The organism is Paramagnetospirillum kuznetsovii (assembly GCF_003284725.1).
In the GTDB taxonomy this organism is placed as follows: domain Bacteria; phylum Pseudomonadota; class Alphaproteobacteria; order Rhodospirillales; family Magnetospirillaceae; genus Phaeospirillum; species Phaeospirillum kuznetsovii.
In genome coordinates, this window is sequence record NZ_PGTO01000028.1 from 1 (window position 1) to 24,453 (window position 24,453).

Consider the following 24,453-nt stretch of genomic DNA (forward strand, 5'->3'; position numbering starts at 1 on the left):
TTTGCGATAGTGTCGCCGACAATTTCCGCGTCATCGATCCTGATGATTTTCGGATTATGACGTAAACGAGGGATACCATGACCGTCGTCCGGCCAAAGGCCGGATTTTCCACTCTTTGACCCAGGGAGACAAGAATGCGCTATCTGGTGATCGGCTCGGGCTCGATCGGCAAACGCCACACCCGCAACCTTCGCGCCATCGGCGTGCCTTCAAGCGACATCTTCGCCATCGACACCCGCGCGGACCGCCGCCGCGAGATCGAGGAAATCGGCATCAACACAAGCTTCGCCAGCTTCGACGAGGCTTTGGCCGCCGGCCATTACGACGCGGCGCTGGTCTGCTCGCCGACCTCGCTGCACATTCCCCAGGCCACCGTCTTAGCCAAGCGCGGCACCCACATCCTGATGGAAAAGCCGCTGGCGCACGACCTTGCCGGCATCGTCGACTTGAAGCAGGCGGTCGCGGACAACGGTGTCCAGGTGGTGATGGCCTACATCTTCCGCTTCGCCCCCACCGTGGCCAAGGCCAAGGAACTGGTCGATTCCGGGATTATCGGCAAGGTGCTCTATGCCCGCGGCGAGTTTTCCGAATACCTGCCCGACTGGCACCCCTACGAGGATTACCGCACCTTCTACATGGCCGAAAAAAGCCAGGGCGGCGGGTCGATCCTGGACCAAAGCCACATCATGGATCTGGTCCATTACCTGCTGGGCGGCTTTGCCAGCGTGTCCTGCTTCAATGCGCATGTCAGCGGATTGGACCTGAAGGCCGACGACATCGCTGAGATGATCGTTCGCCTGAAATCGGGCGTGGTGGCTTCGATCCACACCGATATCTTCGGCCGCGACCACAAGAAATCCCTGGAGATCAAGGGCGAGCATGGCAACATCTTGTGGGACCACTATGCCGGAGCCGTCACCCACTACGACGCGGAAACCAAGGTCTCGCGGGTGTTCAAGAAGTTCCCCGCCGATTTCAACCTGGCCTACATCGCCGAGTTGAAGCACTTCATCGCCTGCTGTGAGGGCAAGGAAAAGCCGCTGGCAACGCTGCAGGAAGGGATCGAGACCATGGAACTGATCCTGGCCGCCGAACGCTCGCACCAGTCGGGACGGATCGAGGTCGTATGACCTGCTATCTCTCGACGAGCTGCTTTCCGCGAATGCCCCTGGCCGACGCGATCGCCGCCTGTCGTGGCCTGGGTCGGCGCCGAATCGAGGTTTCAGCGCCGCATCCCTGGCAACCCATCGAGGAAATGGAAGCCGTGTTGGCCACGACCGCCGCCGACGGGGTCTTGCTGTCGCTGCATAATTACTTTCCGGCGCCGCCCGATCCCATCGTGCTGAACGTGGCCAGCCCGGACCCCGCCGAACTGGCGCAAAGCCGCGCCCTGATCGCCCATGCCGCCCGGCTGGCCCGGGCAGCGCGCGCCCCGGTCTATGGCGTCCATGCCGGCTACCTGGGCAAGGCCACCCCCTCCGACGGTGACGATTTCCAGTTCGCCGACCCCGGAGATTCGCTGGCCGCCGCCCAGCGCCGCGCCATCGCCACCCTGGCTGCCGTCTTGCCGCTATTCGCCCCACAGACCCGTCTTCTAGTCGAGAATCTGTTTCCCAGCAAATCACGACGGCATTCCCTGATGTGCGACATCGAAGAATTGGCCGAATACCTGGACCAACTGCCGCAATTGGGCTGGCTGCTGGACCTTGGCCATCTCAACGTATCGGCCAATCTGCTGGGGTTCGACCGCCAGGCCTATCTGGACCACGCCCTGGCTCGATTCGGCGGACGCCTGCGTGAGGTTCACATCTCGGAGAACGACGGTCAGACCGACCAGCACCTGCCGATCGGCCAGGACAGTTGGCAATTGGGGGCATTGGCGCGGATCAAGATGGTCCCGACCGACGACGACGAACCAAGGATCTACTGCGTCGAGTGTCGACGTGCCGATCGCGACGAACTGATCGGCTCGCTGGACCGGGTGGATGCCGCCTTGGCGGCATGACAAGGGGGGGACGAGCCATGGACCGCATACCCGTTGCCTCGCCGCTGCTGGGCGAGGAAGAGGCCCAGGCGGCCCACGAGACGGTCCGCCAGGGCTGGATCACCATGGGCGCCAAGACCCGTGCCTTCGAGGACGCCGTCGCCGCCCTGACCGGAGCCCGCCACGCCATCGCCATGAACAGCGGCACCGCGACCCTGCACTGCCTGCTGGCCGCCCATGGAATCGGCCCGGGCGACGAAGTGATCATCCCGGCGATGACCTATATCTCGACTGTCAATGCCGTGCTTTATGTCGGGGCAACCCCGGTCCTGGCCGATTCCGAAGCAGGCGGCTTCAACCTGACCGCCGACACCGTCCGCCCGCTGATCACCGCGCGCACCCGCGCCATCATGCCGGTCGATATGAACGGCGTGCCGCCCGACTATGACGCCCTGGCCGCGCTGGCGGCCGAGCACGGCATCCCCGTCCTGGCCGACAGCGCCGAGGCGCTGGGAGCCCGCTATCGCGGTCGCCCGGTCGGCATCCAGGCCCAGGCCCATTCCTTCAGCTTCTTCGCCAATAAAAGCATCACCACCGGCGAGGGCGGCATGGTCGTCACCGACGATGACGCGCTGGCCGACGAACTGCGCATCCTGCGCAATCAGGGGCAGGAAGGGCGCTACCACCATACCCGGCTGGGCTTCAACTACCGCATGCCCGACATCTTGTCGGCCATCGGACTGGTCCAGGCCGGCCGCGCCGAGGGCGTGGTCGCCGCCAAGGCCACGGTGGCGCGGCGCTACGATCAAGCCTTCGCGGCAATGCCGGGCGTCACCGCCGCCCGTATTCCCGACTGGGCGCAATCCAGTTGGTACCTGTACGTCATCCTCGTCGCTCCCGAGCTTCGCGACCCCCTGGCCGCCCACTTGGACGGCCTGGGCATCGAGACCCGTCTTTCCTTCCCGCCGGTGACCATCCAGCCCTACCACGCCCGGCGCTTCGGCTGGTCCGACGCCACCTGCCCACAGGCGCTGGCGACGTTCCGCAGGCTGCTCGACATCCCGATCTGGCCCGGTCTTCCAGAAGCCGATCAGGACCGCATCGTCGAGGCGATCTTTGACTTCATCGCAAAGCGCGGCCCAGGATGATCCCGCTGATCATCCTGGGCGGCGGCGGCCATGCCGTCTGCGTCATCGACATGATCCGCCTTCAGGGGCTCTACCGTCCGGTCGGCATCCTTGACCCCGCCCTTGCGGTCGGCGCCGAGGTTGGCGGCGTGCCGGTGCTGGGAGACGATAGTCAGTTGGAGAGGCTGCGAACCGAAGGATTGGCTCATGCCACCCTGGGAATCGGCGGGGATTTCCGGCCGGACAGTACCCTGCGCCGCCGCATCGGCACCCGTGCCCGCGAAGCGGGTTTCGCCTTCCCGCCGCTGATCCATCCGTCCGCCACCATCGCCCAATCGGCGACGCTGGAAGACGGCTGCCAGATTTTGGCCGGCGCGGTAATCGCCCCGGGGGCCAGGCTGGCCCGCGATGTCGCCCTGAACCACACCGCCGTCGCCGACCATGACAGCGGGCTAGGTGCCGGATTGTTCACCGGGACCGGGGCGATTCTAGCCGGCGGAGCCGTCGCACATGGCGATGTGCAGATCGGAGCCGGCGCCACCATCCTGCCCAGGGTGACCCTGGGGCGGGGCTGCGTCGTTGGCGCCGGGGCGGTGGTCGTCCGGGACGTGGCGCCATCGACCGTGGTATGTGGAAATCCGGCACGCGCCGTCATGGCGCCCAGCAGCGACAAGGGGGCGAGGACATGAAGGCGAACGATAATGTGGGGCGCTTATGCCTTCCGGTAGACAGCGACCTGCGTGCGGTGATGCAAGTCATCGAGGCGGGGCAGGAACGCATCTGTTTCCTGGTCGAATCCGACGGCCGGCTGGTGATGACGGTGACCGACGGCGACGTCCGCCGGGCCTTGCTGGCCGGCAAGATCCTTAGTGATCCGGCCAGAGACATCCACAGCCGCCATCCCGTCACCGTTCCCCATGGCCGCGATCAACAGGATTCCATCCGCCTTCTCAGCAAGCGCATTGCCGTCGTCCCGGTGGTCGATGCCGCCGGACGGGTGACAGACATCTTGCGCTTCCACGATGCGGCCCCGCTCAGTAACGTCAAATCGCTGGATGTGGCGATCATCGGCATGGGCTATGTCGGCCTGACCCTGGGCGTGGTGATGGCCGACAGCGGTTTCTCGGTGATTGGCTACGACCGCAACCCGGACCTGATCGCGGCCCTCGACCGGCTGGAATCCCCATTTTTCGAACGCGGCCTGGATTTGATGATCCATGCCCATGTGGGCCATTCCCTGCAGGTCACCGCCAACCCCGACGACTTGCAGGCCGACATCTACATCGTCTGTGTCGGCACCCCCATCGACAAGACGACCAAGAAGCCGGACACCTCGGGACTGGAAGCCAGCATCCGCACGGTCGGCACTCGGCTGAAGAAGGACGATTTCGTTATCCTGCGATCGACGGTTCCGTTCGGCTACACCCGCGAGCGGGTCATTCCCCTGCTGGAGGAAACTTCCGGCCTGAGGTGCGGCGACGGCTTCAAGATCGCCTTCTGCCCCGAGCGGACCATCGAGGGCAAGGCGCTCGAGGAACTGCGCCGCCTGCCCCAGATCGTCGGCGGGTTCGACACCCAAAGTCGCGAATTGGCGTTGCGCCTGTTCTACGAAAACACCCACACGGTGATCGATGTCGGCTCGATCGAGGCGGCCGAACTGTGCAAGCTGCTGGACAACACCTATCGCGACACCATCTTCGCCTTTTCGAACCAGATGGCGCGTTTTGCCGAAGGGGTCGGGCTGGACCTGCACGACCTGATCCGCAAGGTCAATCTGGGCTACTCGCGTAACGCCATCCCGCTACCATCGCCCGGTGTCGGCGGCTCATGCCTCAGCAAGGATCCCTATATCCTGGCCGATGCCTTCGAAAGGCGCGGCCTGGATGCCACTTTGCTGAAAGACGCCCGCGCCGAGAACGAGTTGTGGCCAGCCCATATCCGCGACCGCTGCCAAGCGCTGCTGCGTCGGCTGGGGAAGGACATGGCCGAGGCCACCGTGTTCATCATGGGCTTCGCCTTCAAAGGCGAGCCAGAAACCTCCGACCTGCGGGAATCGACGACCTTGTGGCTGTTGGATCATCTGCGTTCGTGCGGGGTCGCGAACATCCGGGGCTATGACCCGGTGGTCGGCGCGACCGAATTGGCCGCGCTGGGCATCGAGACGATGCCGCCCGAGCAGGGATTCGCGGGAGCCGACATCGTGCTGCTGATGAACAACCACCGCTCGTTCACCCACCTCGCCGTGCTGGACCTGTTGAACCGAATGAACAAGCCCTCGGTATTCTTCGACGCCTGGCACATGTTCGACCGCTCAGAGATCGAGCGCGTGCCGGGCATCACCTATGCCGGGGTCGGCAGCTAGGGAAGCCCCCCCGGGCGCGGGTCGGCTTGGCCAATTGCTGGACGCGTTCCCACTGGGCGATCTCAAGCCCCAGACCGCGCCGTTTGACAAAGCCGTCGCGGGCCAATTCGCCGATGGACTTGGCCACCGCTTCCGGCGTCAGGTCAGGTCGGCGATCCTGCGAAGCGGATGATCCGTGTCCAGGCTATCATTACCACCCAGAACCGCCAGAGTCCGACGCGCCTGGTCCTGGATGGCGGTTGCAGGAATGGACCGGACCTGTTGGGACAGGACCAGGGCCGCCCATTCCCAGTATTCCATCAAGGCGGCAAAGGTCGTGGGCCGACGCCGCGCCAAACCGGCCAGATCAATTTGATCAAGCGGCCCCAGCAATTGCGCCACCACCCCCAGTTCACCGGCGGCGTGGAAATTACGGATCATTCCCATATAGGTATCGACTTGTCTGGCGCTGACCTCGTCGGAAATCGGAGTGGCAGAGACCAGCCTGTCGAATGTATCCATCATCGGGCCGAGGATGGTTTCCAGCGACAGAACCCGGCGCAATGGGTAATCCGGGTGGCGGAACAGCGGACGCATGATGTGCCAGGGGAACGGGTCCGGCCATTTGAAATAGAAGACGTTGACGAAGCACTGGGCCAATTCGACCTGCCGCGGCGTCAGACGGGCCCTTTCCGGATGGCGGATCAGATCATCGACAATCGCGATATATTCGTCCTTGGTCTGGGGGGAGAATGTGAACCCTTTATCGGCGTAGTGGATGGTGCTGCACGCCACGGCCGCGCGGCCGATCAACGCGGTTTCCAGGCCAACGGTCGAATGATGCGTGACGACGAAATCACCGATCTTCAGTACGTCATAGGTATTGACGTCGTCGCGCGCACCAATGAACCGAAAATGATCGGGCAATCGCTCGAACATCGAGGCCAGCAGACATTCCGGCAACTCGCCTGAGGCGCCATGGTTCATTGGATCCGATTTGGCGTCATAGGGGAACGGATGCGAGCGGATCACCACGTTGCAGTCGGTTCGCCCGGCCAGGAAGCGAACCACCTCTTCGAACCATTCCACATGGTCCTTGTATCCACGGTGCTGCAACCGGTTGTGCTTCTCATGCCCCAGGCTGGGCATCACCAGAACCACCGGCTTGGTGGGATCCAACCGCAGCGAATCTCGCAAGGCATCGACCTGACCACCTTGAACGAACTGGTGTGAAAAGATGTCATCGACGTCGTCGAAGCGGCCCATCAGAATCTTGACATTGGCTTTCACCTCGTCGGTGGCGACATGGGGTTCGTCAGCGGCCCAGGCATCAGCGACGATGGTCGTGTTCCAATTGACGGCGGGCTGGGTCCACGAGGTGCATATCTGAAAATCAGTCCCGCCGACGAAGGTTTCCAGCGTACAGACCGGCAGGCCGCGCATCACTGCCAGGCGACGGGCAATCCCCCATTCGAAGATTTGCCCATTGGGGGTCAGGACGACATCGTACTCATTTTCGCGGAACAAGGTTTCCAACGCGCCGGCAAATTCCTGGAGGATGTGCAGGCGTCGCCGAAAGGCGGCGCGGTGGCGGCCAGCGATATCCAGACGCACTTCGCGAATCGCGTGGATGGTATCGTGTTCGGCCTGCTCGAGGACTTGAGCCTCTTGCTCGGGCGTCAGCGGCGACAGTGGCAGATCGTCGATGTTGATCGGCCGGAACTTGGGATGGTCCAGTGTGGTCAGCACCGGGTAAACTTCGCGGTGCAGCTGTTGAGCGGTCTCCCATCGGTCGGCATTGTCATGTTCGAAAACCGGGGTCCACAAAAAGTCGATGACGCAGCCGCGGTGGATCAGCACCGTTGAGACCAACGACATGTAAGAGATCCACTGCGGTGTGAACCCGATCACCAGAACCCGCTTGCCGCTGTGAACGAAAGACAGGTCGGGCAGTATGTCGACAAGGCTCAAAGCATTCTCGAGAAACTCGTTCAATCTCAGCATGGGAGCAGACTCGCACGGTAGGTGTGTCGGAATTTAAATATACCCCGACTCACTGAAAATCCCAAAACGGGGTTGGATATGGCGACAGAACAATTCATGAACTTGCTATGCCCGACGCGCCGTTCCTGACCCCAGTCGATATGATGGCCGAAATTGTCGATCGGGTGCCAGAAGTCGGGATTGGCGCTTTGCACTCGCGACGCGTCGCGCCGGGCGCGAAGGCGGTCATTGTCGCGCTCGGACGTGTCGTTCCGGCACTTGCGGGTGTCTTCGCCTGTCACGGAGAGTTCCTTTCCTTGGGCACGGGGCCGATCCCTCCTTGGTACTACGGCCGGAATGAAGATTGTCTAACCTGCGCATGAAAAATTGCGGGGTGGCGGCGGCCAGTCGCGGCGGGTATTTTCGGGTGGCGCTACGGAGGATGTGATGACCGGTAGGATTTTGGTCACCGGGGGAACCGGGTTCATCGGCGCGGCCATGGTGCGACGGCTGGTCGCCGAGGGCCGGGAGGTTCGTGTGCTGGATGACAATTCCCGCGGGGCGCCCCGGCGCCTGGCCGAGGTCGCCGGAAAATACGAGATGGTCGAAGGCGACATCCGCGACCCGGCGGCCGTCCGCCGGGCCATGCGGGGCGTCGAAAGCTGCCTGCATCTGGCATACGTCAACGGCACCGAGTTCTTCTATTCCAAGCCCGAGCTGGTGCTGGACGTGGCGGTCAGGGGCATGATCAACGTGCTGGATGCCTGCCGCGCCGAAGGGGTGGGCGACCTGGTGCTGGCATCCAGTTCCGAGGTCTACCAGACCCCGCCGATGGTGCCGACGCCCGAGACCGTGCCGCTGGCGGTGCCCGATCCGCTCAATCCCCGCTATTCCTACGGCGGCGGCAAGATCATCTGCGAGCTGATGGCGGTCAATTACGGCCGCAGCGACTTTGACCGGGTGGCGATCTTTAGGCCGCACAACGTCTATGGCCCCGACATGGGCTGGGAACACGTCCTGCCGCAATTCGTCCTGCGCATGGCCGACCTGGTCGCCAGCCAGCCCGAAGGGACCATCCGCTTTCCGATCCAGGGCAGCGGGGCCGAAACCCGGTCGTTCAACTGGATCGGCGATTTCGTCGATGGCGCCCGGCTGGTGATGGACAAGGGCGAGCATCTGGGCATCTATCACATCGGCGACCGCGAAGAGATGGCGATCGCCGACGTCGCCCGGCTGGTCGGCACCCATTTCGGCCGCGTCGTCGCGGTGGCCCCCGGCACCCTGATGGCCGGCGGCACGCCCCGGCGCTGCCCCGACATCGCCAAGCTGGTCGCACTGGGCTATGCGCCCAAGGTCAGCCTGGCCCAGGGGCTGCCACTGTTTGCCGAGTGGTACGTCGCCAACCGTGCGCTTAGGCCTACCTGAGATACTGGTAGCCGCGATTGGCCGCCGGCCCGTCTTCGGGGGCGTCGGGCGGCAGCGGGTGGCGCAGGCGCCATTCACCATCGACCTTGTGCCACAGATGCGGTGACCGGGCGCGGTCGGTGCGTTCCCAGAACTGGTCTTCGCCGATGCCGATATAGTCCAGGCATTCGGCCATATAGCGGCGCGGCACTTCGCCTTCATACTTCTTCATCAGGGCGATGCCTTCCTCGCGGGTGATGTGCCCGTTGCGGATTTCCTGGCTGGCGTCGAAGGTGCATCGGCCCAGCCCGAACTTGATGTAGTGGCTGTAGTAATGCAGCCCATCGATCCGGTCGTCGATCGACGAATAGCGGCCGTAGGTGCCTTCTGTCCGCTCGTCGTCGGGCTCGAATCCACAATTCTCGACAGCATAGTAATAGGCCTGCTGCGGATCCCACTTGCGGTACCAGCCCAGATACTCGACACGCAGTTCGTGGCCCTGGACCTCGTGCGACCGCAGCGGCATGAACGGCAGCAAGTCGTTGTCGCACAAGCCGTGCTTGTCCTTCAATTGGTCCAGATGCAGGCCACCCAGGTACAGGTCTTTGGAATCGTTGACAAAGTAGTTCAGTCCCAGAGCCGGACTGGCGGCGTCGTCCATCGGGGTCGAGCCGTACTCGATATATGGCTCGCCATACATCACCAGCTTGATGCCGAACTTGATGGCCATCTTGGCAGCCCAGAACTTGATGCCGAACTTGAAGGGCTGGAAGGGGAAGTAAAGATTCTCGAAGGCCTCGCGGGTCAGCGTGCGCATCACCCGCCCGTTGGCGGTGAACAACAGGTTGTCGAAGCCGCCGACATCGATCCAGCGCTGCAGGTTCTGGCGGCCAATATCCGAATACATGTGCGGCGCCCAGGTCACCGTCAGCGGATGCATGCCGTATTTGTATTTCAACAGGTGCGAGGTCATCGCCGAGTCCTTGCCGCCGCTTCCCGACACGATGACGTCATAGCCGCCATCACGGCGCCGATAGCGGTCCAGCAACTGGTGCAGCATCGCCTCGCGCTTGTCCCAGTCGATGGCCTGGTCCTTCATCTCAGCATATCGGCAGGCGTCGCACAGGCCGCTTTCGTCGAAGCCCAGCGTCGCTTTTCGGCTGGCGGCGGTGTGAGTGGTCTCGTTGACCGAATGGGGCTTCTGGTTGGTCATCAGGCAGCGGCGGCAAAACACAACCTCGGTCGGCAACCCGTAATAAGCTTCCAGCGGCATGATGGGGTGTCCTCGTTCAGAACTGTCCCAAACGGCGCAGGATATCCAGGCCGGTTCGGGAACTGAGTTCGGGATGGAATTGCAGGCCAGTCGCCGAGCCGACAGCCACGGCGGCGGCGGCCCGATGCGGGCCGAAGGTGAAATGGGCCAGGCGGTGCGACGGGGCGTCGGGCACGCAGGCGAAGGAATGGGTAAAATAGACGAAGGCACCCGCCGCCAGGGACGACAACAGGGTCTCGTCCCATGGCGCGTCCGGTTCGATGGCTGACCAGCCAACATGGGGGATACGCCGGCCCGGGGTTTCGGGAAGGCGCAGCACCGTGCCGGGAATCAGCCCCAGCCCGGCATGGTCGCCGAATTCGGTGCCGCGCTCCATCAGCAATTGGGCTCCCAGGCAGATACCCAGCAGCGGGCGCCCGGCCTGGACGTGGCGGCGGATCGGGTCGATCAGACCCATGCGCGTCAGGGCCTCCATTCCCGCCTTGAAGGTGCCGACTCCGGGCAGAACCACTCGGCCAAAGGCGCCATCGACCCATGGGCGGCGAAGCAAGGTCGGTTCCAGACCGGCGGCCTGCAGACCGCGCAGGACGCTGGCCAGATTGCTGGTGCCCATGTCGATGACACCGACCGCGATGCTCATGACGGTTCCCCGGCAAGATCGGCCGGGCGGGTGGCGATCCCCCGCGCCTCCAGGGCGGCCTTGATGGCAGAAAGGGTCTGCCCGTCGAGATGAAGGGCGCGGGCCATCGCCACGGCATCCAGTCCGGTTCGTTCGACAATGGCGGCGATGTCGGCGCCGCCACGGACGCCGCCCGCCGCGATCACCGGAATCTTGACGGCCAGGGCCATGCGCTGCAGCAGATCCAGGTCGGGGCCGCGGCCGACGCCGTCCTGGTCGATGGCGGTGACCAGAAGCTCGCCGGCCCCGCGATTCTCGGCCTCCATGGCCCAGGCCACCGCATCCTTGCCGGTCGGTTGGCGCGCATGATCGACATAGGCTTCGTAATGGTCGCCGCGCTTCTTGGCCTGGATCGACACGATGACGCATTGCGATCCGAAGGTCCGTGCCGCCAGGCCGATCAGATCGGGAGTGCGCAGGGCCTGGGTGTTGATCGACACCTTGTCGGCCCCGGCCTGCAGCAAGGCGTGGAAATCATCCATCGAGCGCACGCCTCCGCCGGCGGTGACCGGCACGAAGATGCGCCGTGAGGCAATTTCCAGCAGGGCAAGCAATTGGCGGCGGTCATACAGCGAGGCGACGATATCGGTGAACAGCAACTCGTCGGCGCCTTGGCTGAAATAGCTTTCCATCAGGGCGTCGGGCGCGCCGACCCGGCGCAGCCCTTCCATGCGCATGCCCTTGGTGACATGCTCTCCCTTGATCTCCATGTGGGCGATCAGGCGCACCGCCGCGCTCATGCCTGGCCCCGCCGGATCAATTCGGCCTCGCAGGCGGCGAAGTCGTCAAGGGTGTCGATGCTGATGGCGCAGCCCTCGACGATAACCGCCGCCGTGCGCTGGCCCAGGCGGCTGCGCTGATCCAGGATGCAGGAGCGGGTCAGGGCATAGGCGATTCCATTGACGTGATAGACCGGCTCCAGCAATTGCCGGGGCGGCATGGCGCGGCCCTCGGGCGTCCAGTAATCCAGAAGCCCGTTGCGCAGGACCAGTTGCTTGACCGGATGATACTTGTCGTTGGTCGGGCTGACGGTCCACACCGCATCCAGGTCATCTTCGACCAACCGGACCAGGGTCCGGGCGACATCGCCAGGCAGCCTGAGCGGCGAGGTCGGTTGCAGCATCACCACCACGTCGTAGCGGGTTGCATCCAGAGCTTCCATGGCTCGCAGGGCATGATCGAGCACCGGCAAGTCGGTGACGCGGTCGCCCGATAATTCGGCCGGGCGGCGAAATGGCGCCGACAGGCCGGCGGCCATGGCGGCGGCGGCGATGGATTCGTCGTCGGTCGAAACCACGGCGCGGTCGATGTCGGGGATTTGCGCGATGCAGTCGGCGGTCCAGGCGATCAGCGGCCGACCCGCCAAGGCGCGGATGTTCTTCAGCAGTACGCCCTTGCTGCCGCCTCGCGCGGGCACCACTGCCAAAATTCGCCTGCTTTGCAGCACCGACAACCTCCTCTACACATTCTGCGTTCGGGGAACTATGATCGTCGCCGCCACTATAGTCAGCCCCGGGGAACGTGTCACCCGCCATGAACCAGCCGGACCCGGCCCTTCTCGCCCGCCTTCCCCGTCCGTTTCGCGACGAGCCGTTCCGGTTGCTGCGCAAGGGCGTCCACGATAGCGATACGACCCTGGTGTACATCAATCGGAACGACGACTTCGCCTTCCTCGCCCCGCTGCCCGACATCGACTACCGCCAGTATCGGACCCGAAAAGAAGCGCTGGGCTTGGCCGCCTACCAGCCCGGCCTAGCCGCCGCCCAGGCCAGCCTCGAAAAGTTCCGCCCGGTGGTTGCCGCCGCTGGTAGCCTGCTGGAAGTGGGGGCCGGTGACGCGCCGTTCCTGACCGCAGTCCGCCAGACGTTTCCCACGCTCGCCCTGGCAAGTCTCGAGGTCGATCAGCTGACCAAGCCGTTCCGCGATGCGGTGCCCGGTTTGCGCCAATACGAGGATTTCACCGAGATCAAGGCCGAAGGACGCCGCTTCGATTGCGTCGTGCTGCTCCATGTGCTGGAACATATCCTGGAACCGGCGCTTTTCCTCGACCACATCAAGGCGGTTCTCGCCCCGGGCGGCGTGGTGGTGATCGAGGTTCCCTCTCTCGCCGACCCGCTGCTGAGTCTGCTTGCCCCGGGCGGGGTCGCCGCCTATCGTCGGTTTTTCTTCCAGTTGCAGCACCCCTACAGCTACAGCCCGTCCTCGCTGGTTCGCTTGCTGGAAAGTCACGGATTCGCCGCGCGCGAGGTCTTCGCCCACCAACGCTATGGGCTTGAAAACCATCTGACCTGGCTGGGCGAAAGTCGGCCGGGCGGCAATCCGCTGTTGCAGCAGGTCTTCGCAGGGTGCGATCAGGCCTATCGCGCCGATCTTGAACGGTCGGGCCACGCCGACACGGTGATCGTGGTGGCCGCAGCGGGCGGCTGATCCGGTCGCTTTACCCGTTTTTAATCCATCGGTGCCACGCTATCTCCCCCTTCCGCCTTCAACGGGTCATGGGGCAAGACGATATGGCTGGTTTCTTGGTTCGCGATATTCTGGACGAAGTCGATGTCTGCATGGCCTCGAGTAAAGAGGCTCTGGCGATCGACGTCCTTTATCGGGGTCTGTGGGACCATCCGGGTGACGAGGCCCTGTTGCGGCGCCTAGGCGGGTTATGCGTGCGGCTCGAGCGCTGGCAAGAGGCTCACAACGCCTTCGGCGAGCTGTCCCGGATGCGGCCCAATGACCCCGAAATCGCCGTCGCCCTGGCGACGGCCGCCGAAAAACCTGCCGAAATCGCCAGTTCACCGATCCGCATCGGACGGGGGAAGTATCTGCAATTCAGCGTCACGCGCTGCTTCGAGGATGCCGATCTGCCCCGCTCTGTCCTGTGGGAGGTTCTGGGCGACATGCTATGCGACGAGGATGGCCTGGCCATTTACGGGCACGGCCCGTTCCTTGACGAATTGCTGGCGCACAATCCGATGCTGCTCGATGCCACGCTCGTCCAGATCGTCGATGACCCGGCCGAGGATGGTCCGCGTGGTTTGCCGGTGGTGACGCTGGACCAACTGCCGCCATCGGTTCGCACCGTCTTTCTGTGCGGCTTCGGCATGGCCGAACGGATGGCGCGGTTTTATCGTTTGCCCACTGGATTGCGGATCGTCGATGCCGGGCTGCTGGCCTCGGGCCCACTGGCGGCGAAGCTGGCCTATGCCTGGAAGCCGACCGAGCGCCACGCCTATCCCCTGGATATTCCCGACGTCGTGGTCCAACCCGACCTGGACGTATTGATCGTCGATTGCCCTGGCCGCGTCCTGGCCATGCTGCCCAACGGCATCGGCTATGTCGCGGCCGCGCTGGCTCGCACGGCTTTGCGGGTCCAGGTGCTCGACCTCGATCTGACCAGCTATCACCGCTACCATATCCGCAGGCTGTTCGATCTGTGCGGGCCGATCATCCTGCCCGACGGCACCGAAATGCCGCGTGAGCCGTGGATGCCCGAATATGCCGAGTGGTGGGGAAACGGCACGGCGACCACCGCCTTAGAGGACGACATTCAGCAAGCGATCGCGCGGATCATCGCGGCCCGTCCGAAAATTCTGGGGTTCTCGGTCAACAGCAGCAACCGCGATATCGCCGGTCGCATCGCCGAGACCGTCCGCCAAGCGTGTCCCGACATCGTCATCCTGGCCGGAGGCTATTCCTGCCAGGACGAAACCCTGGGACGGCTGAATTTCCCCGAGGCCGATTATGTCTGCATCGGCGAGGCCGACCTGACCGTCGGTCCGCTATGCGAGGCTTTGGCCACCGGCCAGCGGCCGATCGACCAACCGGGGGTTATGTCGCGCTTCGACACGCCTGGGCGGCGGTTCGTGCCCGGACCGCGCCAGAACAATCTGGATCTGATCGATTTTCCCCGTTACGACTGGGTGCCGTCCCTGGATGTCTACCGCAATTACAACGGCTACCAGCTGACGCCGATCATCGCCAGCCGAGGCTGTCGCTGGTCGCGATGCACCTTCTGCGCCGAGCGGTTCTATTGGCGCATCCGATCGGCTGCCAATTTTTGCGACGAATTGGAATGGCTGTCCGATCACGGCTGCAAACTGTTCATGTTCAACGAAAGCGACCTGAACGGACAGCCCGACCGTCTGGTTGAAATCTGCGACGAAATCATCCGTCGGGGGATCAAGGTGGCGCTGACGGGCCAGTTGCGGATTCACGTCAAGGGCGACCGGCCGTTCTTCGACAAGTTGGCCCAGGCCGGATTCGTCGCCCTTCGCTTCGGGGTCGATGCCTTCAATGACAACACCCTCAGGCTGCAGGCCAAGGGCTACACCATGAAAATCGTCGAGCAGAATCTCCGCGCCTGCCACGAAGCAGGTATCTCCACCGCCGTCAACTGGGTGATCGGCGTGCCGGGCGAGACCGACGCGGATGTCGAGGAAAGCATCGCCAATGTGATCCGGCTCAAGGACCATATCGACAAGGTCGAGAATATCAACCAGCTGCGCATCAAGGTCGGCAGCATCTACTGGGTCTCGCCGGAGAAATACAACATCAGGTTCCGTCGGCCCCAGCAGGAATTGTTCGAACAATATCTGATCAACATTCCCAGCGAGGAATGGTGGAGCGAGCAGCCCTATATCGACCAGCATGTCCGTCTGGAACGGTACGAACGGACCATCGTGGGATTGCGCGACGGCGACGTTCATTTTGGGGATTTCGCCGCGTTGATGATCGAACGCGCCCTGCATGCCCACGAAGCGGAGGCAGACGAGCAGACCCCCGACCGCATGCTGATGCCGGCGCACCCTTGAACGATTGACCTTGGTGGAGGCCATCCCCACCTTCACTCTTTGGAAAGTCCTGCCGATCGATACTTTCCGGCCGGATTCGTCGCAAAGGAAGAAGTCCCGATGAACAGCCAGGACGTCAGCCAAATTTTAGGAGAGGTCGAGGACTGTCTGCACAAGGGCAAGCCTGCCTTGGCCGTTGACGTGCTCTACCGGGGTTTGTGGCGCAGCCCGTCCGACGTGGAATTGCTGCGCCGCCTGGGGTTGTTGTGCGCCAGGCTCGAGCGCTGGGAAGAGGCTCGTACCGCTTTCGAGCGGGTCGAGGCGCTGTCTCCCGGCGCCCCCGATGTCCAGATCGCTCTGGGCGCGTTGGCAGGTAAACGTCGCGAAATCTCGTCGTCACCGATCAATTTCGGCACCGATAAGTATCTGCAATTCAGCGTTCATCGCTGCTTCACCAACGGGGTGGTCCCCCTTTCGGTGCTGTGGGAGGTGCTGGGCGACCTGCTGGTCGAGGAAGACGGCTTGGCATTCTATGGCCACGGGCCGTTCCTTGACGATCTGCTGGCTCTTACCCCGGACCTGGCCCGGCTCGCCGTCGCCCTGATCGCCGACGATCCCACCGCCGCGCCCGACCTTGGATTGCCGGTGGTTACCCCCGCGACGCTTCCCGCAACGGTACGGACGGTGTTCCTGTGCGGAACCCGGATGTTCGACCGCATCCAGATGCTGCGTCGATTACCGGCTGGGCTGCGGGTCATCGATGCCGGACTGCTGTCGTCCAGTAATCTGGCGCCCCAACTGGCCGATGCCTGGGCGCCGACCATGCCGCATGCCTATCCCTTGACGATTCCCGACATCGTCGTCCGTCCGGACCTGGACGTCCTGATTCTCGATTGCCCGGCGCGAACGCTGGCCCTGATGCCCAACGGCGTCGGCTACGTCTCGAATGCCTTGAAGAAGACCGGACTTGGCTTCCAGGTTCTCGACCTCGATGTCTTCTCGTATCATCGCTACCACATGCACCGGCTCTTCGACGTCGTCGGCTCGCTGACGTTGCCCGATGGCACCGTCCTGCCCGTCGAACCGTGGCTGCCCGAGCATCATGAATTGTGGTCCAGCGGCAAGATCACCCACCTGGTGGAAGACGAAGTCGTCGAAATCATCGAGCAGATCGTCGCCGCCCGCCCCAAGGTTCTGGGCTTTTCGGTCCATGCCTGCAACCGCCGGATCGCATCGCGGATCGCCCAGGCCGTGCGCGCGCAAGTGCCCGAGATAGCGATCATCGCCGGGGGCTATTCCTGCCAGAACGAAGCGATGGGAATGCGCGGCTTCCCCGATGCCGATTACATGTGCATCGGCGAGGCCGATCTGACGGTGGGGCCGTTGTGCCAGATGTTGGCGGCCGGCCAGCGACCCAAGGATCTGCCGGGGATCATGTCGCGATTCGATACGCCTGGCCGCCGGTTCGTTCCCGGCCCGCGAGAGAATGATCTCGACCGCCTGGACTTCCCCCGCTACGACTGGGTGCCGTCTTTGGACCTCTATCGCAACTACACTGGCTACCAACTGACTCCGATCATCGCCAGCCGTGGTTGCCGCTGGTCGCGCTGCTCGTTTTGCGCCGAACGGTTCTATTGGCGGATCAGATCTGCGGCAAATTTCTGCGACGAGTTGCAGTGGCTGGCGGCGCAGGGCTGTAATCTTTACATGTTTAACGAAAGCGACCTCAACGGCATGCCCGAGCGGTTACTGGAAATTTGCGACGAGGTAATCCGTCGCAACATCAAGGTGCTGTTCACCGGCCAATTGCGTATTCATGCCAAAAGCGACCAGGCCTTCTTCGACAAGCTGGCTGCGGCCGGCTTCACCGCACTGCGGTTCGGGGTCGACGCCTTCTCGGACCGCACCTTGAAGCTGCAGGCCAAGGGCTACACCATGAAAACGGTCGAAGACAATCTTCGTGCCTGTCACAAGGCCGGGATCGCGGTCAGCGTCAATTGGGTGATCGGAGTCCCCGGCGAGACCGACGCCGATATCGATGAAGGCGTGGCGTTTCTCGCCTCGGTCAGGGAATGCGTCGCCAAGGTCGATAACATCAACCAACTGGGCATCGTCAACGGCAGCATCTACTGGCTGTCGCCGGAAAAGCACAATATCCACTATCGTCGGCCAAAAGAAGACTTGTACGAAGAGTTCCCCAACTCGATTCCGACCGAGCTGTGGTGGAGTGAAGAGCCCTATATCGACGACAAGATCCGGCTGGCCCGTTATGAACAGGCGGTGGTCGGCTTGGTGCGATCCGGCGTCCGGGTCGGCCCCTTCGCCGCCGGGGTGATCGACAGAACCTTGAAGTCGGACCCACGTCTGGCCGCAGCCGCCGACATGGAAGAACGTATCGCCATGCTGGCCCATCCCTAAGGTGTTCCATGACATCATTCACCGACATCACCATCTTGCATGCCTGGCGTTTCGACGATCTTTTCACCGAGATGGAGGGAATGCTTCATTCGGTTCCCGGATTCGAATACCGGAATTTCGGCCTGCCCTGGCATGACCCTGCCTACCAGCCCTCGACCGAAGAGGGATTGGAATATCTGCGCAACCGCGCCGAGGTCCAGGTGCTGCCTGCCCAGGTGGCGATCGCCATTCCTGAGCTGTTCGCGTCGGATCGAGGCCGCCAATGGGCGGAAATTGAATTGAACGTCTGCGCGACCGAGAACAAGCCGGTGCTGGTGGCGACCAAAGACCCTTCTAAGATTCCAGACTGGCTCGCCACCCGGGCGACCAAGACGGTGGCATGGGATGCCTCCGCCGTGGTTGCGGCTGTGCGCCGCCTGGCCGGGCACCCCGTGGATTGAACGAAACCGCAGGCGCGGTATTCTTGAAAAGGAACCGGACGGCGGGCGCGGTACGGGCGATGTCCTTATTGGATCGGTTGGTGCAAAGCGCCCCCGCATGGTGGGAACCCGACAGCTCATACGCTTGGCGGCAAGCCCGAAGCCGGTTTTATGTCATGCGACATCATGGTGAAGGATAATGCCGCGAACGCCGAAGATCGCGGACGGAAAACAGCCCAGTCTCGACCTGAGCGTCCAAGGCAATTCCCCCTAGTGGGCCTTTTTCGCCACGGCGTCTTGAAATCGCGTGATCCAATCCTGTCCATCGGGCCCTAAATTGTCTTGAAGCCGTTCGAGAACCACCGGCTGGGTGACGGCGGCGAATTCGGCCCGCCGCGCCGCATCCAGATCCTGGCATTTCAACCGATGGCAGAGAAGGCGAATGCCGCTTTCCGAGTTCTCCCAGTCTTCAGCGGCCTTGGTCCCCAGGGCGATGGCCTTGGTTGCCGCCGCCCGGATATGAGACTGTATTTCGGGTGACAATCCACGGAAGGCGTCTTGGTTGAACACCCAGACATAGGGCGAGTAAAGGTGATTGGTCAGGGTGGCGAATTTCTGAACATCGTCAAAGCGCTGGGCCAGAATGATGGCGGCGGGGTTTGATTGCCCGTCCACCACGCCGGAGCTCAGGGCATTGCGCTCTTCCTTGGAGCTTACCTTGACCGGCGTGGCCCCCATGCCGCGGATCATGGCATCCAGGGCGGAAAAGCCGGGCACCGCCCGGATCTTCAGCCCCGCCATATCCTTGGCCGAAACAATGGGCCGACTTGAATTGGTGATGATCTGGAAGCCCGAAGGATCGGCGAATCCCAGGATTTCAAATCCGGTCTTGGCTGCCATATCCGCCGCCAAGGCCTGACCGAACGGCCCGTCATAGACCTGGCGGGCGACGGCACGATCCGGGATCAGAAACGGAACCTGGGTTACCGCCACCATGGGGTAAAACGGCGCGACGCCGCCCACGGTGATGAGCGCGGTCTGGATGACGTTATGTTCCACCAGCTTGGCCATTTCGCGGTTGCCGCCCAGCCGGGATTCCGGGTGCATTCGAACGATCACGGCTCCGTTGCTCTGGCTTTCCAGAATGTCCTTGAAGGCCGCCGCTGTCACCGAGACGGCGTCGGAGGCCGAGGTCTGGCGTTGGGAATGCGCGAGATGGATCTCCACCGCGGGCTCGGCCTGGACCCTGCCCGCCAAGCCAAGGACAAACATCGCCAGGATAAGGGCGTTCCGCGTGATCATCGCCATGTCCCTACTTAGAGTCGAATCGAAGGACCGCTTCGGCGGAGGTGGCGGGCGGCCCGTCCCGAAGGCTTTGGCAATGGCCCAAGAACAGGGCGGCAGCGCCGTCATCGGACCATTGCCGTTGGAAGGCTTCGAACCCATTGACGGCCTCGGCCCATTCCCCGGCGCCATAGGCCGAGAATGCGGCATCCCAGGCCTGGGCGCGGGCCAGGATGAGACTATCGGTCGTGTCGCTGGTCGCCAAAAGCTCGAAGAGCGGGATGGGAATCGAGGTTCCCGACGCGACCACGGGGCCAAAGGGCCGAAACAGGAATTCCCCCCGCACCGCCTCTTCCACATCGCCGCTGACCAGCAACTCGGTGCCGAAGCGCTTGTTCAGCCCTTCGATGCGCGAGGCCAGATTCACCGCCGGTCCCAGCGCGGTGTATTGCATGCGCTTATGCGAACCCACATTGCCCACCACCACCATGCCGGTATGCAAGCCCATGCGGGTGGTCACCGGAGGCAAGCCTCGAGCGGCGAAAACGGCATTCAGTTCAAGGCCCACCGCGCTGCAGGCCAGCATGGCAAGGCAACCGTTTCTCTGGTGGTGAGGGTCCGGGCTGGGCGCGTTCCACAAGGCCATGATGGCGTCGCCGATATACTTGTCGATGGCTCCCTGATTGACGTCGATGGCGGCGGCCATGACGTCGAAATAATCCGACAGCCGACTCAACACCTCCTCTGGGGCGAGCCCCTCGCTGGCCTTGGTGAAGCCGGCCAGATCGGTGAACATGATGGTGGTGGGTTGGCGCGCCCCGCCAAGAGTGGAATCGCTGCCCGACTGGACGATCTGGCGCACCACTTCCTTGGGCACGTAGACGCCGAAGCTTCGAAGCGCGCTCTTCATGCTGTCCAGGGCGTCGGACAGTTGCACCAATTCCGCCACCGGTGTCTTTACCCGCACCGGATCGTCCAATTCCAGCCTGCGGATCAATCGGGTCTCCTCGATGATCTGACCGATGGGCCGAGACAGAAACCGGGTGATGGCGAAGACGCCCACTCCGGACAACAGCACGATGGTCGATCCGATCACCAGGATCAGCAGGCTGATCCGGCGGATGGGGCCGATGAAGTCCTCGTCGTCGGTGGCGGCGAAAATCGTCCACTTGCTTTTCAGTTCGGGCGGAAGCGTGGTGGCCGAGACCACATAGGTCGCCCCGCCCACGCGCACGCGGAATCTGTCGCCACCGCCCTCGGCATGGCGCTTGATGATCGCCGACACCACCGGATCATCGAAGTCCTTGGCCATGACGATGGCGGGTTTTCCATTCTCGGTAATGACGTTCTTGCCGGTATCCGGATAGCCGACCAGCCGCCCCGCCTCGTCGACGATGAAGACCTGTCCGCGCTCGCCGACCTTCTGACGCGCCACCATCTGGGACAGCGCATCCAACGAGATGTCGGCGCCAAAGACGCCGATCACTTCCTTGTCGTCGGTGGCCATACGCTGGGACAAGGTCAGGCCCGGACGCCCGGTCCCCGAAAAAAGATAGCCGCCGGAATTGACCAGATCATCCTTGTCCTGGGCGGCCTTGTACCAGGGGCGTTGACGCGGATCGTATTGGATGGTGGCGCTTTGCTCGACCTTCACCACCGCTCCCCAATCGGATAGATAGATCAGGCTGTCGGCGGGCAGACCGGTAGAATCGTCTATTGTTCGAATGACATAGCGGGCGTTCTCTGGCGGCGCTTCGCCCTTCTGGCCGAACTTTCCCAGGCCGACGGGAAGGCGGATCATCTGCAGGAACTCGCCATTGCGGGCGAATCCGTAATAAAGGCTATAAAGTGCGGGCTGCTGTTCCAGCGCCTCGAAAATCGGACGCCAGGAATCTGGGCGCCGCAGGGAGTCTCGCTGGGCACGGCCAAAAGCCGCCGAAAGCTCCACGGTGCGGGCGATGGGCTCCAACAGACCGCGAACCCCGATCACCACCGATTCCGTTGACTTGTCCATGGCCGAATTGGCGGTCTTCTCGGCCAGATCGGCGTTCCTGACATACAATATGCCGGTCATGGCCCCGATCAACGGCAGCATGATCCCCATGAACATCGCGAAAATGCCGATTTGGAGACGAATGCGCATGACCTACCTTTGACGATGAAAGGATCTACACGCTTTAGTGGGGCGCTTGACCTATGACTTTTATTCCTTTCGTATAAATTCGCAACTGGAATATTACGTTTGCCTAAGTGAGCCGCCGGGGTCTGGTAGCCCAGGGCCACCGAACCGACGCATGCCCAGGACAACCGAGCGCCGACACCCTCTATTTGCGATCCTGCACGGCAGAGCCGTCGGCTTCGAGCCGCAAGCGCAGCAACGCGGATTCCAATTCCGAGGCGATACTGCGACGCGCCTCGGTCCCTTTGGCCTCCCGGAGACGTCGCAGCGCGCTGTCGGCCTCTGTCAGTTCGGCGATGGCCGTCGGACCCTGGCGGGTTGATAACTGTAGCTTCACTGCCTCCAACTCGGACGCCTTGGCCGCCTCGTAGCCCTTGTCGATGACGGGAGAACCTTGCGCCATGGCTGCGGAACTCAGCGCGACGACAAGAGCTGCCATAAGAAATGATCGCATCATCATGCTCCTATTATAGCCTTGCATATTCTATCACATTCCGCTTTCGCGCATCAGAACGGCAATGGCGGAACGCAAGGCCGCGCCGGCAAGGCTTTCAGCCTCTCCGGCCAAAATGGCGACACCTCGAATCTGAGAGGTCGGCGCGGGGCCTTCCGCATGGCAACGAACGCGATAGAGCGCTTGGTCCGGAACCAGGGCCCGATCCTTCACCCGCACGGACACCGTCCCACCGGCAAGGGTGGCCAGCGCCGGGTCGGCGAGATTGCGGACCGACCCTCGATCTATGGCGACGATCCGGCATGGAAGGTCTGGGCGCCCAAGGTCATCGGCGACGAAGCGGCCCTGTCCGTTCAATGTCAGCCGTGTCACGTCGCTTTCGGCCACATAGGCATCAATCACCGGCGGAGCATCGCTCTCGATTGCGGCCAAGCGCTCCTTGGGACTGATCCACTGGCCCGGCTGGAGATCGGGAATGGGGTCGACGATACGCCCGGAAAAGGGCGCGATCAGGATCTGGCGCTCTTTTTCGCGTTCCATGGACACCCGCTCGGCCACGGCTGTCTCCAATTCCTGGCGTAGCGCCTGGGAGCGCTCGCGGAACGTATTTTCGAAGGCGAAGAATGCCAGCTCGAATTCCAGCACCTGAATTTTGCGCGCCGCCTGCGCCAGACGATGATCAAGATCGGGAGAGGTCAGGACCGCCAGCACCGCGCCCGCCTCAACCTTGCGTCCGAAAGCGAGATCAACGCGCTCCAGGCGCCCCGCCGTCATGGGATAGAGTCCGAAATGGAGGTCGGCCTTCAGCATGGCGGGAGCGGAAATGCGCCCATGCCAGGGAATGAAGGCCCCCAAGGCCAGGACGACCAGCAATCCCAGCGGAGCCAATGACCGCCGGGATCGCATGATGGTCGCTCGCCGTGTCCACCATTGTTTGAACTCGCCCCAGAACGGCATGAACACGAACCACCCGATTTCAACGGCGAACAGCAAGATGCCGACCGCCTTGATGAAGAAGTGATAAACCAATGCGGCGATGCCGAGAAACAGCACCAATCGATAGATCCACACACCAAACGCGAAAAGTACCAGCGCTTGGCGCTGGGCGGGATGGAATCGCTCAGGCTCCGGCTCTCCCAGCTTGAACAGCACCTCCCGCAGCCACCATCGCGCCACGGCGAAGGCGCGCTGGTGCAGATTGGGCATGTCCAGAGCATCCATCAGCAGAAAATAGCCGTCGAACCGCATGAAGGGGCTGAGATTAAGCACCAGGGAGGACAACCACGTCGTCGAGGCCAACATGAATGCCGCCCCCCGCAAAGCTCCATCGGGCAGGAATCCCCATGCCAGGGTGGCCCATGCCGCGACCGCCAGCTCCACCAGGACTCCCGCCGCCGCCACGGAGAGGCGGTCCCGGCGGCGCGTCAGCTTCCAGGTCTCGTTGACATCGGTATAGAGCACCGGCCACATCACCAGCAGCGCAAGTCCCATGGTGGGAACCCGACAGCCCAAGCGCTTGGCGGCATAGCCGTGCCCAAGCTCGTGCAAGAGCTTCACCCCGGCGAGGGTGACGCCATACATGACAAGCCCGGACGGACTGATTGTATCGACCAGGGTGGCGCCAAAGACCTCCCATTGCCGGATAATCAGGAATAGCCCCACGACCAAGGCGCCGAGAGTCGCCATGAGAAACCCGCGGGAGAATGCCCAGCGCACAGCGGGCAAAGTCAGTCCCAGTAACCGATCAGGCCGAACCAAGGGAATGCGGATGAACAGGTAATGGTGCAGCAGCCACTGGGCCCAGGTCTGCTTGCCCGCCACCGCCTTTTGATGCAACCGCGCGGTTCCATCCGGGCCGACCGATTTCAGCAGCTCGTTACCGGCCAAGAATCCCACCACATCCATGACATCGCTCTCGACCAGATCAAGGGCGGTCTCGGAAGAGACCGCCTGAGCGATGACAGAGGGTTCCCCCAGATGCCAGCGCGCCAATATCTCGAAGATCGGCCAGCCAATTCGAAAGAAGCGGTTTCGCACCGGGTCTTGCAGTGTCCAACTTGGCGCGCCGCCCTGGACCGGGCCGGGATGAAGATGAAGTTCATCGCGCAAGGGCGGCAGCATGTC

The 24,453-nt window shown here is 63.0% G+C and carries 19 protein-coding genes; 10 read left to right on the forward strand and 9 right to left on the reverse strand.

Annotated features, from left to right (window positions below):
• Positions 1-134 precede the first annotated feature (134 nt).
• From CU669_RS19265 to CU669_RS19285, 5 genes are read left to right on the forward strand one after another with little or no spacing between them, the layout of a single operon-like run.
• A complete protein-coding gene (locus CU669_RS19265) occupies positions 135-1,130 on the forward strand; it encodes a Gfo/Idh/MocA family protein (RefSeq protein WP_239988797.1) in 996 nt (331 codons plus the stop codon).
• A gap of 32 nt (positions 1,131-1,162) precedes the next feature.
• On the forward strand, positions 1,163-2,005 hold the full coding sequence (locus CU669_RS19270; protein WP_161539730.1) for a sugar phosphate isomerase/epimerase family protein: 843 nt from the start codon (positions 1,163-1,165) through the stop codon (positions 2,003-2,005).
• A 17-nt stretch (positions 2,006-2,022) separates the two neighbouring features.
• Positions 2,023-3,132 (forward strand): DegT/DnrJ/EryC1/StrS family aminotransferase, encoded by a 1,110-nt coding sequence (locus tag CU669_RS19275; protein ID WP_161539731.1) that lies wholly within the window; start codon positions 2,023-2,025, stop codon positions 3,130-3,132.
• Positions 3,129-3,800, forward strand: coding sequence for a NeuD/PglB/VioB family sugar acetyltransferase (locus CU669_RS19280; RefSeq protein WP_112147228.1), 672 nt, complete (start codon positions 3,129-3,131; stop codon positions 3,798-3,800). The genes CU669_RS19275 and CU669_RS19280 overlap by 4 nt, the downstream gene beginning before the upstream one ends.
• The gene (locus CU669_RS19285) at positions 3,797-5,473 is read left to right on the forward strand and encodes a nucleotide sugar dehydrogenase (RefSeq protein WP_161539732.1); all 1,677 of its coding nucleotides are present in this window, start codon (positions 3,797-3,799) and stop codon (positions 5,471-5,473) included. The genes CU669_RS19280 and CU669_RS19285 overlap by 4 nt, the downstream gene beginning before the upstream one ends.
• 138 nt (positions 5,474-5,611) lie before the next feature.
• Here the strand turns inward: CU669_RS19285 and CU669_RS19290 are convergent, their stop codons facing one another.
• Positions 5,612-7,456, reverse strand: a complete 1,845-nt coding sequence (locus CU669_RS19290) for a hypothetical protein (protein ID WP_112147230.1) — start codon at positions 7,454-7,456, stop codon at positions 5,612-5,614.
• Positions 7,457-7,882: 426 nt separating this feature from the next.
• Between CU669_RS19290 and CU669_RS19295 the strand changes: the two genes are divergently transcribed.
• Positions 7,883-8,860, forward strand: a complete 978-nt coding sequence (locus CU669_RS19295) for an NAD-dependent epimerase/dehydratase family protein (RefSeq protein WP_112147231.1) — start codon at positions 7,883-7,885, stop codon at positions 8,858-8,860.
• Here CU669_RS19295 and CU669_RS19300 read toward each other — a convergent pair.
• The 4 genes from CU669_RS19300 to CU669_RS19315 are packed head-to-tail and all read right to left on the reverse strand — an operon-like array spanning position 8,853 to position 12,211.
• Positions 8,853-10,112, reverse strand: coding sequence for an N-acetyl sugar amidotransferase (locus CU669_RS19300; protein ID WP_112147232.1), 1,260 nt, complete (start codon positions 10,110-10,112; stop codon positions 8,853-8,855). The two genes, CU669_RS19295 and CU669_RS19300, sit on opposite strands and share 8 nt — an antisense overlap.
• Positions 10,113-10,128: 16 nt before the next feature.
• Positions 10,129-10,752, reverse strand: coding sequence for an imidazole glycerol phosphate synthase subunit HisH (gene hisH, locus CU669_RS19305; RefSeq protein WP_112147233.1), 624 nt, complete (start codon positions 10,750-10,752; stop codon positions 10,129-10,131).
• Entirely contained in the window at positions 10,749-11,531 is a 783-nt protein-coding gene (hisF, locus tag CU669_RS19310; protein WP_112147234.1) for an imidazole glycerol phosphate synthase subunit HisF, read from the reverse strand. The genes hisH and hisF overlap by 4 nt, the downstream gene beginning before the upstream one ends.
• Positions 11,528-12,211, reverse strand: coding sequence for an acylneuraminate cytidylyltransferase family protein (locus CU669_RS19315; protein ID WP_239988798.1), 684 nt, complete (start codon positions 12,209-12,211; stop codon positions 11,528-11,530). The genes hisF and CU669_RS19315 overlap by 4 nt, the downstream gene beginning before the upstream one ends.
• Before the next feature lie 113 nt (positions 12,212-12,324).
• Here CU669_RS19315 and CU669_RS19320 point away from each other — a divergent pair, with 113 nt between their 5' ends.
• The 4 genes from CU669_RS19320 (at position 12,325) to CU669_RS19335 (ending at position 18,433) form a co-directional block, all read left to right on the forward strand.
• Entirely contained in the window at positions 12,325-13,218 is an 894-nt protein-coding gene (locus tag CU669_RS19320; protein ID WP_112147236.1) for a class I SAM-dependent methyltransferase, read from the forward strand.
• An 83-nt stretch (positions 13,219-13,301) separates the two neighbouring features.
• Complete coding sequence (locus tag CU669_RS19325; protein WP_161539734.1) at positions 13,302-15,596, forward strand: B12-binding domain-containing radical SAM protein; 2,295 nt, start codon at positions 13,302-13,304, stop codon at positions 15,594-15,596.
• Between the two features lie 99 nt (positions 15,597-15,695).
• Complete coding sequence (locus tag CU669_RS19330; RefSeq protein WP_112147238.1) at positions 15,696-17,993, forward strand: radical SAM protein; 2,298 nt, start codon at positions 15,696-15,698, stop codon at positions 17,991-17,993.
• Positions 17,994-18,001: 8 nt separating this feature from the next.
• A complete protein-coding gene (locus tag CU669_RS19335) occupies positions 18,002-18,433 on the forward strand; it encodes a hypothetical protein (RefSeq protein ID WP_112147239.1) in 432 nt (143 codons plus the stop codon).
• Positions 18,434-18,682: 249 nt separating this feature from the next.
• On the opposite strand, the gene dctP is transcribed toward CU669_RS19335, so the two are convergent.
• The 4 genes from dctP to CU669_RS21885 all read right to left on the reverse strand — a co-directional run bounded on the left by dctP (position 18,683) and on the right by CU669_RS21885 (position 24,450).
• Complete coding sequence (dctP, locus tag CU669_RS19340) at positions 18,683-19,714, reverse strand: TRAP transporter substrate-binding protein DctP (RefSeq protein ID WP_161539735.1); 1,032 nt, start codon at positions 19,712-19,714, stop codon at positions 18,683-18,685.
• A gap of 10 nt (positions 19,715-19,724) precedes the next feature.
• Positions 19,725-21,839: an adenylate/guanylate cyclase domain-containing protein gene (locus CU669_RS19345; protein ID WP_112147241.1), complete on the reverse strand. Its 2,115-nt coding sequence runs from the start codon at positions 21,837-21,839 to the stop codon at positions 19,725-19,727.
• 181 nt (positions 21,840-22,020) lie between these two features.
• Positions 22,021-22,335: a hypothetical protein gene (locus CU669_RS19350; RefSeq protein ID WP_146747809.1), complete on the reverse strand. Its 315-nt coding sequence runs from the start codon at positions 22,333-22,335 to the stop codon at positions 22,021-22,023.
• Between the two features lie 27 nt (positions 22,336-22,362).
• The gene (locus CU669_RS21885; RefSeq protein WP_112147243.1) at positions 22,363-24,450 is read right to left on the reverse strand and encodes an HlyD family efflux transporter periplasmic adaptor subunit; all 2,088 of its coding nucleotides are present in this window, start codon (positions 24,448-24,450) and stop codon (positions 22,363-22,365) included.
• Positions 24,451-24,453: the final 3 nt, after the last annotated feature.